This window comes from Psychrobacter sp. FME5, from assembly GCF_014861375.1.
Classification (GTDB): Bacteria; Pseudomonadota; Gammaproteobacteria; order Pseudomonadales; family Moraxellaceae; genus Psychrobacter.
Window position 1 is genome coordinate 12,583 of record NZ_RRYX01000014.1, and the last position, 12,937, is coordinate 25,519.

A 12,937-nucleotide genomic window follows, 5' to 3' on the forward strand; every position below is an offset into this window, starting at 1 on the left:
TAGCACCGAAAGATTGGTCACTATCTTAGCATTACCGTTGATTTGCCTCTTGTCTGGATTAGACTTTGATGAATTAGGGCGTAACCTCAAACTGAACGAAAGCGAGTAAATGGGCTAGAGATATTATAGCCTATCCAAAAAGTATAAATAAAAATAGGCTTAATACAGAGCATTTAAGGTCACTTCGCGAATTTGTGCATTAGCAACAGGTATTGTAAACAGTAGTTTTCTGTCACTATTAGCGGCTAATTGATTCTGCTTGCTCAATAGATAATCGTCTGGTGCCGCGATAAATTCACCAATCAGATTGTCTGCGCCGTAAACGCTGACCTTAACATTAGGGTATAGCTGCGCGGTTGCGCTCTGATTACTCAATGTGGCGCTGACATCGCTAAACCTGCCGGTTTGATTGATTTGACTGGGTTTGTGACTGGGGTTGTTAATAGTAAATGCCATTAGATCTGCACTGGGTAAACTACAAGCCGCGATCGAACATATGGCTTGAAGGCGCTCTGCATGAGCGGGGGTTTTTACCAAGGTTTCTAAGTTGAAAATGACATATTGTGCAAAAAGCAACATGGCTAATACCAAGCATCCGAGTATCCACAGTAACGATGCGACCGAGCGCCTTTCAGGAGTTGAGCTGTGATGGGCTGGTGGTTTTTTTACAGCCCCTCTATTTACAGTCCCGTTAGTAGCAGCACTGTCTTCATGTTTGAGTGGCACACCCATATCGAGTAATAACTGCGATAAATCTGTATCATCTTGCGGTATGTTTTGGTCTATATTTTGGTCTTTAAGGAGTTTTTCGAGCCAGGCGTTGTCAGTGGCAGCATCAACGTTTGCACGAATATCATTAGCGGCTGCCGAACTTAGTGCAACCTGTGCGGATGATGAGTGGTTTGTTACAGTGTTAGAAGTTGATTTCACCAATGAATTGGCGTTTTTATCAGACGTTTTAGCGCGGCTCTTTGAGGGGGTGTTCGTTGTTGTAGAGCTAAGACTGGCTTGAGTCAACCAAGCATCCATACTATCTAAAGAGTCATACTCCAAACCGCTCTCTTTTGACTCATCGATATCCATATCATCATAAATCAAGTCGTCATGAATCAATGTATCGGATGGGAAGTCTTTTGATGACCGTGTTTTAGGTTGAGTAGAGTCGATATCTGCTTGAATAGTAGTGTCATTGGGGGAGTTAGGAGTGACGATTAGATGCTTATTGACCAAAAAATTTCGCTGGCATTGATCACAGCTAACAGTGGCGTTGACTTTATTTAACTGAGTTTGTTTTACTTTAAAGCAAGCTTGGCAATGAGGGCACTGGGTTTTTATTGGGGTGGTCATAGGGTTGAATCCAAGAAAGTATGGTTATCACTACCGCTGAGCCACTCACTAAAAGCTGCCTATGGTGCTAATACTGCCATTTAAAAGCTCTAAAATTCTATGAGTCATGGACAGAGTGGCGTCAAACACATAACATTTGACTGCCCTCTATCGTAACAGATGTAATTAAATGTTGCTAGCCTGTAAATATACCAGATAAACGCTGCCAATGTTGGTCTTCTTGTGCCGTAAAAGCATGTTTTGCATCAAGCGTAAAATAAGGTTGGTAAGCCGCCGTTACTTGTTCGGTTTGCGACTCGATTAAGCCTGCCAATACAATGCGACCTTTCGGTGCGATTAAGGTGGCGAAATAAGGGGCTAAGCCGATAAGTGGTTTGGCCAAAATGTTGGCGATGATAGCTTCTACAGGTAAGACATCATTTTGCGAGCAGTAATCAGTGAAGTCTTCTGGCAAAAACGCTTGTAGACGATCACCAACATGGTTGCGTGCTGCATTTTGATTGGTTGCGAGCACTGCTTGGGGATCAATATCGACTGCGTAAACTTGGCGTGCACCCAATAACAAAGCGGCGATGCCTAAAATACCTGAACCGCAACCGTAATCAATCACGACTTTGTCTTTTAAGTCTTGTTCTGTTAACCAGTCGAGGCATAAGCGTGTGGTGGCGTGATAGCCAGTACCAAAGGCTAAGCCAGGATCCATAATAATGTTAGTCGCGTCAGGATTGGGCGGCGTTAGCCAGTTAGGCACAATCCACAAGTTATTGGCACATTCTATTGGGTGATAGTTGCTCATCCATTCGCGCTCCCAGTCTTTGTCATCGACAGCACTTAGCCAAAGTCGGGTGGCTTGTACTTGTGCGGCGATGTCATGACTTAGCTGCTCGATGGCCTGACGATTACCAGCATCGGTAGTGGCATCAAATAATCCTGTTAGGATGACCTCATCCCACAGTGGTGACTCACCAGGAAGTGGCTCAAACAAAGGTTGATCACCTGCGTCGTCTAAGGCTATTGATAATGCGCCTGCCTCTAGTAGCAGCGCCTCAGCCAAATCGACGTTTGCTTTTTCACATTGTAAATGCAGTTGTTGCCATGCCATAACGATAACCTTAAGCTAAAATAAAAATGAATGTATGATTTGGATAAATAATGAGGGTGCAGAATAGAAAAAGTGAGTATAGTCAGTTGGAGATTAAAGTCGACACATTAATAACCATGCACTACTGGAGTAAGTTTTTCTGGCTTGCTGTGCCTACGCCGACAGAGGCTGCGAAAAATTTACTCCAGTAGCGCTTGTATCTATTCTAAAGTGATTTAACTATAGATTACAAAGTTATAAACTTAGTATCGATTCACTTCGATATGTCTTGATATTAACGCAATGCTTGTTTGGCTTCACTGACCACACGCGAGTTGCCTTGTGCTTGTCCTGACTGCAAAATTATTTGCCATAACGCACGCCTGCGATTAGCATCTTGAGAAACGCTCAGTCCACGGCGTGCCATGGCTTCTGCCTTGCGAGGTTGGTTCTTTTTCAGTGCTACTTGGGCCAAATAAAAATAAACCGCAGACGACTTGGGTGCCATGCGTTGAGCACGGGTAAAACTGTTTTCAGCATTGGTTAGTTGGCCAGATTTTAGCTGACTGATTCCCGCTTGCATCAAATTGCGAAATGCTGGTAGATTGCTGTTATTAATGACTGGTTGCTGGGATTTTTGTTGTGAGTTTTTTCTGGCACGCTCCAACAGCTCATTATGTGAAGGCGCTGATGGCTCAGAGATTATATAGTCTTCACGAGAAGGCGCTATTATAGTCGTGTCAGGCTGGGTCGACATTGGATTAGACGGTGCGAATACAGGCGTTTCTTGCGTCAATGGATTTGTTGACTCAGATGTAGGGTATGGCTCGATGGGATGATTGTTTTCGTTATCTGTTCTAACCATATCTGTATTAACAATGGGCGCTTGAGTGACCGTCGTTGTGGACGTTTTTGGGGTTTGTGAGGATGGCACCGTTTGAACGGTCGAGGTTTTCATCGCAGTGGGCGTACTTGGTGCAGTTTGACAAGCACTCAAACTTAGCATGCCAATCACAGCACTGGCTACGAGTAACGTATTGGCTGCTGTGTATTTTTTTAACGGGTTAATAATAGCTTCTTTAACCGATACAGTTTGTTGTAGAGGTAACACCATCTCGAGATCCTTTTTGATTTTTAATAGCAATTTTAGAACCATTCAACTGCGCGGTCGTACCAAGTGTCAGCACGATTGGGTGTGTCACCATTTTGCTCGGCACTATCGTCATCGTCTGTTTCAACGGCGTCACCATTTGGATTTTCTAAGTTTTCACGGCGGCGTTGCTGATCGGTCGCGCCCCTCTGATTTTGCCACTGCATCTGCTCACGAGCACGCTCTTGTTGGTATAAGCCAATGGCACAGCTGCTGGCCTCTTCTGGTAAATGTGCTGACATCACTGGCAGATAGCGGGCGTCGGCACAGCGCTCATTAGAGAGTTTGCCTGAGTTGTTCTCTAACCATAACCATTCGATACCCTCAGGCTCTGGTAGTGCCACAGGTGTCAGTTTTAAGCGCTTCATATAATCAACCCAAACTGGCAACGCGCCAGTGCCACCGCTTAGACCAATCGGCTTGTTATCATCACGGCCCACCCAAACCACGCTGACATAGTTGCCACTGTAACCGGCAAACCAAGCATCACGATAATCGTTCGTGGTGCCTGTTTTACCTGCCAAGTTTAAGTTACTACCAAGTGATTGTACCCGTCTAGCAGTACCGTTTGAGACCACTTGTTGTAGCGCATAGTTTGTCAAAAAGTTTGTCTCAGGTGGAATGCTGCGCTGAGTATTTAGGCCAGTACGCTGCAATATGCGGCCACGATCATCGATTACGGTACGGATACTATGAATAGGTGTGCGGAAGCCACCGGTGGCAAAGACTTGGTAGACACCGAGCATATCCATTGGGCTAAGATTGACAGAGCCTAATAAAGCCGAAGGATAGGGTGGTATTTTTTCTTTGACCCCCATGCGTTGTAACTGTTTGGCAAAGGTGTTGACCCCAAACTCCATACCCAAGCGTACCGCACTATGGTTATAAGATTTAGACAGGGCCGTGGTAAAGGGTACATAGCCATGGTCACGGTTGTCGTAGTTTCTTGGATTCCATTTTGTACCGTCGCTTAGATTGACAGTAATCGGCGAATCATCTACTGAACTGGCTAGATTATAGCGTCCGCTTTCAAGCGCGGTCATATAAATAATGGGCTTCAATAATGAACCTACTTGGCGTTTGGCATCGACGGCACGGTTGAAGCCAGTAAATTCACTGCCGCTACCTACCACAGAGACCAGCTCGCCAGTTTCTGGATTGGCACTCACCAATGCACCTTGTAGATCTTTGGTTTTGCTACCTTTACGACGTAGTTCACCTAATTTCTTATCAACGGCTTTGTCTGCGGCCAATTGCGCGATAGGGTCCAAGGTACTGATGATAATCAAGCCTTCATTTTTGAGGTCATCAGAATAGTAGACGGTGTTTAATTCGCGTTTGACGATATCCAAAAAGTCGGGGAACTGACTCTTGCCTTCAACAGGCTTATCGACGATACCTAGCGGCTCTTCTAAGGCTTTGTCGTAGTCTTCTTGGCTAAGTGAGCCAACGGCTAGCATATTGCTAAGCACCACGTCACGGCGTGCTTTTGAATCATTTGGATGGCGACGCGGGTTATAAACACTAGGACCTTTTGCCATACCGACCAGCATCGCTTGCTGATCTAAGCGCAACTCTTTTAAAGGTTTGTCAAAATAAAACTGTGAGGCCAAACCGAAACCGTTAATAGAACGGTTGCCATTTTGCCCTAAGTAAATCTCGTTTAGATACGTTTGTAAAATTTCATCTTTGCTATAATGTAGCTCAAGTAGTACCGCCATAAATGCTTCGTTGGCTTTGCGTTTTAGGGTACGGTCTGAATTGAGATAGAAATTTTTGATCAGCTGCTGAGTGATGGTCGAACCGCCTTGTCTAGAGCCACCAGAAAAGTTGTTCAGTACGGCGCGAGCAATACCGCGTATAGAGACCCCTTTGTGCTCATAAAACGCGCGGTCTTCAGTAGCGATTAGCGCATCAATCAACGGCTGCGGCACGTCATCTAATGAGACGACCATACGGTCTTCATTGCTGTCTGGATAAATACCACCAATATTGACAGGCTCTAAACGAATAATACCGCTTTTGGCAGGCAAGGTGCTTTGTACCGACTCAATTTTATTGCCGGCAATGGTCATTTTGATGACTTGCTCTTTGTCCACATCGTTGGCGCTATAACTAAAACCGCGAGTGTGGATAAAGTAGGTGTTGCCTGATTTGTGATAGGTGCCCGTGCGATCATAGGCTTTATTGCTTTGATAATTAAGCAATTCCAGCCAGGTCTTCATCGTATCTTTATCAACACTAGCACCTTGGTATAACTCAAGCGGCTGTGAGTATACTTTGGCAGGAATATCCCAGCGTTTACCCTCAAACTTATGAGTAATGGTGCGATCAAGTTTGATTAAATATAGCGCCAATAGCACCATACCAGCGATAATAACAATTAATATCAGACTACTAAATACCAAGCCACGCTGCTGTGAAGGTAGCGTGTGTTTAACAGACTTAGATGACTGTGATAATTTGGTATTTGGTAACTTAGAATTGGATTTTTGCACTGATGTCGCACCATTTTGGGATAAAAAACTGCCTCATAATGACGCAAATTGATAAATTTTTCAATCTATCATCGTCAATGTGGGCATTCATTGGTATTCAACTATGAGTGGTTATCCTGCTCACAGCACTGGCGTATAGTATAATGGTTATTAATACGAAAGCCTTAAAAGCTTTTAATTGGCCTAATAAGTGCCATATAGCATAGATATTCACGATAGCAGTTTAAGATTGCTATCATGATGTGTTTTTTATAAATTAGCGGTTGTTGTCTTTTACCTTGTTTGAAGACACGCCCTAGCTATTTTAAATAATCATTGAGCAGTATTAACGGTAGCCAGTTTACTCAAAGCGAATAGGGTTTGAGCAAACCTGTCTAAAGGAAATAAGTGCGATTATGTCCAGTGTCCCATCACCCATGGCATCAACCTCCAGTCATCACTACGAAGACAACTCCATCACTGACGGTTTAGTACTGCCACTTGCTGGTCATTGCTTTCATTGCGGTGATCCAGTCCCACAACCGCCGTTTCATGCTGAAATACTAGGCAAGTCTCGTGAGATGTGCTGTATGGGCTGTCAGTTAGCGTCAGAGAGTATCGTAGAGGCTGGGCTTGAGCAGTATTATCTGGACCGCTCAGAAATTAACCGCACGGCCAGCTTACCGACGCAGTTGACTCGTCTTGAAGCTTATGACCATGACGAAATAAAATCACAGTTCGTCTATGCGCAAGACGGCATGTCAGTTGCAGAGTTGTCTGTCAATAACTTACGTTGTGCGGCCTGTACTTGGTTGATTGAATCGCGGTTAGATGAGCTGGATGGTATCAGTCAATGTCAGGTCAATTTAACCAATCAGCGTATGCGCGTGATTTGGGATGAGAGCAAACTGCCTATTAGCCGTATTCTCGCGGTTATTAATGAGATTGGCTATGAAGCCAAGCCTTATCGGCAGGATACCCACGAAGCCATGCTGGCGCGGCATAACAACCAAATGCTAGTTCGTTTAGGCATCGCCGCATTGGGTTCGATGCAGGCAATGATGTATGCAGTGCCGATGTATTTTGGCGCGAGCAGCGATATGTTGATATTTCAACGTGATTTTCTGCGCTGGGTATCGTTATTTGTCAGTACACCGGTATTCTTTTATGCTGGCGTGCCTTTCTTCACCTCAGCATGGTCAGCGGTTCGTGCGCGTCAAGTCAATATGGATGTGCCGGTTAGTATTGCTTTGATTGTAACATTCTTTGCCAGTCTTTATGCCACTATCACTGGACAAGGGGAAACCTATTATGAATCGGTCAGCATGTTTATATTCTTCTTACTGGCTGGACGCTATATCGAGCACAATGCGCGCCTAAAAGCAGCCAGTATGGCCAATGACTTGGTGGTGGTTGAGCCAGTACTGGTACAAAAGATTGCAGAAGATAAAGAAGCTGCTGAGCGTATTTTGCAGCGACTAGAACAAAATGTCCTTAAGCAACAAGCCTTTGATAAGCAGTCTGAACAAACCATTAATCAGGCGGAGGGTTTGGCTGTTGATAAAGTAACTACTACTGTTTCATCAAAGTCTGTGCCTGACTTTATGCAGAGTATGGATAGCAATATCCATCAGTTGACATCGGATATCGCCCAAAAATGGCAGCGAACGAAAAATCAACCAGCAGACTTCTCAAAACCAGCCGACCTCTCAAAACTAGATGCGCTCTCAAATGTAGAAGGCGACGCGGAAGAAAAGAAAATGGTAACCGCTCATAGCTTACAGGTGGGTGACATCATTTTGGTTGAGGCTGGCTCGGAAATTATCAGTGATGGTATTTTGCTGAGTCAGGCTGCCACAGTATCGCAAAGCTTGCTAACGGGCGAGGGCGATTTAATCATTAAGTCGCAAGGGGATTATATCGTTGGCGGGGCGCAAAATGATAGCCAACCGTTTGAGATGTTGGTGACAGCGCTGCCAGAAGACAGCCAAATTGGTCTGATTGATCGGCTGATGAACCGTGCCATGAGCGAAAAACCCAAACTGGCACAGCAAGCAGATAAGCTGGCACGTTGGTTTGTTGCACGGATTTTAGTGCTGTCAGCCTTGGTGTTTATTGGCTGGTACATTGTCGATCCAAGCCAAGCGATTTGGGCAACCGTTGCTGTATTGGTTGCGACATGTCCTTGTGCGCTGTCTTTGGCGACACCGATTGCGCTCACGGTGGCGACCAATCGACTGGCAAGCTATGGGTTTTTGACCACGCGTGGACATACGCTACAAACTTTAGCAGAAATCACCCATGTGGCTTTTGATAAAACAGGTACGCTGACTTATGGCAAGCCTAATTTATTGAATATTGCGCTAGTAGAACCTATAGAGCAACATAAAGCTTATGAGGTGAACGATTTTGGAAATGCCGAACCATCTGAGCAAAAAGATCATCTATTAGCAATTGCCGCGGCACTAGAGGTAGGCAGTCGGCATCCGATTGCGCATGCCTTGCTAACCGCTGCCTATCAGCTGCATCTACCAGCCACGCAAGCATTACAGCACTATCCAGCTGGTGGCGTTGAAGCTATGATTGATGGGGTGTTATATCGCATCGGTCATGTGGATTTTGCCTTAGACAGCACTAGTAATCCCACTGCAAGCAATGATTTTACGATTGACTTGGCCGCTGAGCGAGCAAGCTCAGCAGTGGTACTATCTTGTCAGAAAACTTGTCAGAAAAATGAATCAGCCACTTGGCAAGCGCTGGCGTGTTTTTATTTTAATGACAAGGTGCGTGATAGCGCCAAATCGATGCTCGATACACTAAAAGGGCTGGGGATTGAATCGGTGATGCTGACAGGTGACCCAAGCCCGCAAGCAATGGTAATGGCGGAAACTTTAGGTATGCAGTCCGCTTATAATGGTCTATCACCAACAGACAAGGTTAACCATATTCAGCAGCTGCAAGCTAACGGTGCAGTGGTGCTGATGGTCGGCGATGGTATCAATGACGCACCCGTATTGGCAGCAGCAGATGTCTCAACCTCGATTGCTGGCGCGGCAGATTTGGCGCAAGTATCGAGTGACAGTATTATTTTAAACGGACAGATTGAGGCCATTACTGCGGCCAAGCGTATCGCTAATAAAACGGAGCGCATTATCAAGCAAAACTTCCGCTGGGCACTTATTTATAATGGCAGTGTATTAATACCAGCGGCTTTAGGTTATGTACCACCTTGGCTCGCTGCTATTGGTATGTCGCTAAGTTCATTGTTTGTGGTGCTAAATGCGCTGCGCTTAAAACGTGCTTAATAGCATTTTTAGGTGTATGGACACTTTTTATATGATAGTTAAAGTACTTTAAGAACGCTACGATACTGCTTGTATAGTTTTTTTGCAGCCCCTGTCTGCGAAGGCACAGCAAGCAAGAAAAAACTATACAAGCGGTATGTGGTGTATCGACACTACTTTTTACTGATTATATTTAACTTTACCCATAAAAAAACCGTCTTAACTATATATAAATAGTTAAGACGGTTTTAGTTTTTATGCAGAATTTTTATTGATTGGCTTATTAACTTAGTCTTGTAAGTAGCTAAGCAAGCGCATAAATTCGATATACATCCAGACTAGTGTTGCAAGTATACCAATACTGAATAACCATTCATAGTCCTCAGAGACACCCATGGCAACGCCGCGATCAATGTTGTCAAAATCTAACAAGAGCGTGAAAGAGGCGATAACGATCACAAATAAGCTAAAACCGATAGCAATAGCGCCACCTTCAAACAAGAAAGGCAGGCTTGAACTAAACACCAAAGAAAGTACCCACTGTGCCACATAAACGAGCATGATAGCAATCAATGCTGAGGTTACAATGGAGCGGAATTTTTCGGTAACCTTAACCAGACCTGAGCGATATAACCCTAGCATGACCGCTGCAGTCACAAAGGTTGCACACATAGCGGTGACCGGTACGGTTGGATACATTCTCATAAAGAACAGTGAGATACCACCTAAAAATATACCTTCTAAGAGGGCGTAAGGTACCGCGAAAGTTTTGGCTTTCTGTGGTTTAAAGGTAATAAAGATGGCGAGACCAAAAGCGGCAAACATACTACCAAAGGCTGCCATGGTGATAAAACCTTGCGATAGACCAGCCATTAGTGCGTAAAAGAAAAAACCCACACCAGTGATTGCTGATAATCCAAGTAATAGACTGGTCTTTTGAATCACGCCCTTGACCGTCATTGGATTACCGCCGATCGCAAGTTCTGCGCGACTGACAATAGGATTGGCCATACATGTGTCCTTAATAATAAAATATAAGTAATATAGATGTCAGCTACTTTAGCAAAACCGCCATTATTGTCAACTGTGTTTACGTGACAGCCATCAAGGCTTCGCGTCACTCAACAACCATCTAAATAGCCGATTGGCTCATAGATAAAACGACCTTGTGTAGCCAAACAAACACGTTTGAAAATAGCGTGTGATGGCTTGTATATTGGGTCGATTACGACAGTTAACAACGATAAATCATAAACATGCTAGTCTAAGCGCTCATTTATCGCTATCATTACTCTGTATTTTACCGTTATACCGAGTCGTTTTATGGAAAACTCAGCGCAGTCTGCGAGATTGCCACATTTACATGAGTCAGAGCTGTTCCACGCTATCAAAAACCCCGCTTTTAGGCGCATTGGGCTGATGGGGCGCGCCGGCAAGCGCAGTGTCACTCAAAGTTTGGTACAAATTGCGCAAACCATCAATGAGATGAATCTCACATTGATTATGGATGTGCAAACAGCTAATTTGCCCACACTGAATTTTACTGAGATTGAAAAAGTCAAAATCGTTAAACGTAGCCTAATTGGTGAGATTTGCGATTTAGTCATCGTCGTTGGCGGTGATGGTTCGATATTGCACGCCGCTGAAGCACTGGCGCGTTACCGTGTACCCGTACTCGGCGTCAACCGTGGTCGTTTGGGGTTTTTAGCCGATGTAAAGCCTGATGAAGCTGAGTTTAAACTACGCCAAGTATTGATGGGTGATTACCAGTTGGATCATCGGTTTTTATTGACCATGGAGATACGAGAAGGGCGCAATATCATCCATGAAGACATGGCGCTCAACGATGTGGTGTTGCATGCTGGTAAATCCGTGCATATGATTGATTTTCAGATGAAAATTGACGGTCAAGATGTCTATCGTCAGCATAGTGATGGTTTAATCGCTGCCACGCCTACTGGCTCGACCGCTTATGCATTGTCTGGCGGTGGCCCTATCATTCATCCGAGCATGGATGCCATTTGTCTAGTGCCTATGCATCCACACACCTTGTCTAGTAGGCCAATCGTGGTCAGTGGTAATAGTGAAGTGTGTATCCGCATCCATGAAGACAATCGTACACAGCCGATGGTCAGTGCAGATGGCAAGCCAAGTGTGCCACTTGAGCAAGAGCAAAGGCTCTACATACGCAAGCATCCTGATAAATTAACCTTGTTGCATCCGCCAGGGTTTGATTTTTATGAGGCGTGCCGCACAAAGCTGCACTGGAACGTCCATGCCGAAGAATTCAGTCTGGATGTCGATGATGATATTATGGATGATGAATAAGCGTGGCTGTTATATAAAAACATTATATGGAATATATGATAGAAAACAATGGTGGAGAGTAGGCAAGATGGATAAACAAACGATATTAGCAAGCTTAACGCCAGAAGTGGTTAAAAAATTTCGTCTGGCAATTGAGCTTGGCAAGTGGCCTGATGGTCGCAAATTAACCGCTGAACAGCGTGACACTTGTATGCAAGCGGTAATGGTGTGGGAGCATGAGCATCTACCACCTGTCGAACGTACTGGCTACATTCATAAACCCGTAAAAGATGATGGTTCTATCGTTGGCGCTGAATGTGATGTCGAACATGAGCATCATTACCCGAATATGCCCAATCCTAAAGGTGCGGTGCAACCCGTCAAGTTTCGTAATAAATAGACTTCCGAATAAAGTCAGCCCCAAAAAAATCCACGCTATGATAGCGTGGATTTTTTGTTATTCGATTAAAAATTAAAGCGCGGTAGTATCAACACTTGGACGTACGGTTAATGGGTTTTTTTCCATCAAAAACCCTTGCCAGCCCCAATGTAAAAAATTGCGGATATTGGCATGATCCGTACCCTTAGGGGTGGCTTGAATTTTGGTGTAATGTTCACCAAATAGTTTTAGCGTATCTAATTGATTAAGACCATGGTGCTTGGCAAAGCCAAAAATCTTCGCACTGTCTTCGTTTTCACCCGCTGCATTATGTACCATGCCGTTGACAAAAGGGGCAGGTGCATAGCGATAAAAATCATCAATAAAACTGATGACATCATTGAATCCAATGGCTTTTTTATTTAAACCATTAAGTAGAGCCGATACATCTGATTGGCGGATACTCATAAATAAATGACCTCAGAGCAGATTAATAAAGCAAAATATAATACGTATAAAAATACAGTATTATAAAAGTAACATGCTTCTATATGCTCAATAATTATTAGTAATTAAGCGTTAAGTCTTACAGCTTAGCGATTAAAGTAGTCTTCGTCATCAAATGAAGGCGCAAAGTTGCCTTGCTCAAGATGCTGCATTTGCGACTGTACAGACCGCTCATGCTGAATACGTTGATAAATCTCTTCGCGGTGTACGGCAATATCTTTTGGTGCATTTACACCAATACGTACTTGATTGCCTTTGACACCTAGGACAGTCACACTGACCTCATCACCAATCATTAGCGTTTCGCCCACGCGGCGTGTCAAAATTAACATGCGTCACACTCCTTATGTCGCATCAAAAAATTATTACTCATCTGATTACTTCTCAATTGCAGGACATCACCGC

At 44.3% G+C, this 12,937-nt stretch carries 9 protein-coding genes and 1 pseudogene; 3 read left to right on the forward strand and 7 right to left on the reverse strand.

Going from position 1 to position 12,937, the window contains the following annotated elements:
- Positions 1-159: 159 nt before the first annotated feature.
- The 4 genes from EI161_RS03670 to mrcB form a co-directional block, all read right to left on the reverse strand.
- The gene (locus EI161_RS03670) at positions 160-1,347 is read right to left on the reverse strand and encodes a zinc-ribbon and DUF3426 domain-containing protein (RefSeq protein WP_192529011.1); all 1,188 of its coding nucleotides are present in this window, start codon (positions 1,345-1,347) and stop codon (positions 160-162) included.
- Between the two features lie 175 nt (positions 1,348-1,522).
- Positions 1,523-2,449 (reverse strand): 50S ribosomal protein L11 methyltransferase, encoded by a 927-nt coding sequence (prmA, locus tag EI161_RS03675; RefSeq protein WP_192522498.1) that lies wholly within the window; start codon positions 2,447-2,449, stop codon positions 1,523-1,525.
- A gap of 274 nt (positions 2,450-2,723) precedes the next feature.
- Entirely contained in the window at positions 2,724-3,542 is an 819-nt protein-coding gene (locus EI161_RS03680) for a tetratricopeptide repeat protein (protein WP_192522499.1), read from the reverse strand.
- 32 nt (positions 3,543-3,574) lie between these two features.
- A complete protein-coding gene (gene mrcB, locus EI161_RS03685; protein ID WP_192529012.1) occupies positions 3,575-6,076 on the reverse strand; it encodes a penicillin-binding protein 1B in 2,502 nt (833 codons plus the stop codon).
- A gap of 395 nt (positions 6,077-6,471) precedes the next feature.
- On the opposite strand from mrcB, the gene EI161_RS03690 reads away from it, so the two are divergent.
- Positions 6,472-9,360 carry a heavy metal translocating P-type ATPase gene (locus tag EI161_RS03690; RefSeq protein WP_192529013.1) on the forward strand — a complete coding sequence of 963 codons (2,889 nt, stop codon included), beginning with the start codon at positions 6,472-6,474 and terminating at the stop codon, positions 9,358-9,360.
- A 267-nt stretch (positions 9,361-9,627) separates the two neighbouring features.
- Here the strand turns inward: EI161_RS03690 and EI161_RS03695 are convergent, their stop codons facing one another.
- Positions 9,628-10,350: a Bax inhibitor-1/YccA family membrane protein gene (locus EI161_RS03695; RefSeq protein ID WP_192522502.1), complete on the reverse strand. Its 723-nt coding sequence runs from the start codon at positions 10,348-10,350 to the stop codon at positions 9,628-9,630.
- Between the two features lie 312 nt (positions 10,351-10,662).
- Between EI161_RS03695 and EI161_RS03700 the strand changes: the two genes are divergently transcribed.
- Complete coding sequence (locus tag EI161_RS03700; RefSeq protein ID WP_192522503.1) at positions 10,663-11,667, forward strand: NAD(+) kinase; 1,005 nt, start codon at positions 10,663-10,665, stop codon at positions 11,665-11,667.
- A gap of 67 nt (positions 11,668-11,734) precedes the next feature.
- Positions 11,735-12,046 carry a YeaC family protein gene (locus EI161_RS03705; protein ID WP_192529014.1) on the forward strand — a complete coding sequence of 104 codons (312 nt, stop codon included), beginning with the start codon at positions 11,735-11,737 and terminating at the stop codon, positions 12,044-12,046.
- Between the two features lie 72 nt (positions 12,047-12,118).
- On the opposite strand, the gene EI161_RS03710 is transcribed toward EI161_RS03705, so the two are convergent.
- Entirely contained in the window at positions 12,119-12,493 is a 375-nt protein-coding gene (locus EI161_RS03710) for a HopJ type III effector protein (protein ID WP_192522505.1), read from the reverse strand.
- A gap of 203 nt (positions 12,494-12,696) precedes the next feature.
- A pseudogene (gene csrA, locus EI161_RS03715) lies at positions 12,697-12,864 on the reverse strand (carbon storage regulator CsrA); the annotation flags it as partial.
- Positions 12,865-12,937 lie beyond the last annotated feature (73 nt).

Excerpts from the sequence above, each read along its gene's own strand:
- EI161_RS03705 (WP_192529014.1), top strand. The coding sequence starts at position 11,735 with ATGGATAAACAAACGATATTAGCAAGCTTAACGCCAGAAGTGGTTAAA.
- EI161_RS03695 (WP_192522502.1), bottom strand. The coding sequence starts at position 10,350 with ATGGCCAATCCTATTGTCAGTCGCGCAGAACTTGCGATCGGCGGTAAT.
- EI161_RS03700 (WP_192522503.1), top strand. The coding sequence starts at position 10,663 with ATGGAAAACTCAGCGCAGTCTGCGAGATTGCCACATTTACATGAGTCA.
- prmA (WP_192522498.1), bottom strand. The coding sequence starts at position 2,449 with ATGGCATGGCAACAACTGCATTTACAATGTGAAAAAGCAAACGTCGAT.
- EI161_RS03690 (WP_192529013.1), top strand. The coding sequence starts at position 6,472 with ATGTCCAGTGTCCCATCACCCATGGCATCAACCTCCAGTCATCACTAC.
- EI161_RS03680 (WP_192522499.1), bottom strand. The coding sequence starts at position 3,542 with ATGGTGTTACCTCTACAACAAACTGTATCGGTTAAAGAAGCTATTATT.
- EI161_RS03710 (WP_192522505.1), bottom strand. The coding sequence starts at position 12,493 with ATGAGTATCCGCCAATCAGATGTATCGGCTCTACTTAATGGTTTAAAT.
- EI161_RS03670 (WP_192529011.1), bottom strand. The coding sequence starts at position 1,347 with ATGACCACCCCAATAAAAACCCAGTGCCCTCATTGCCAAGCTTGCTTT.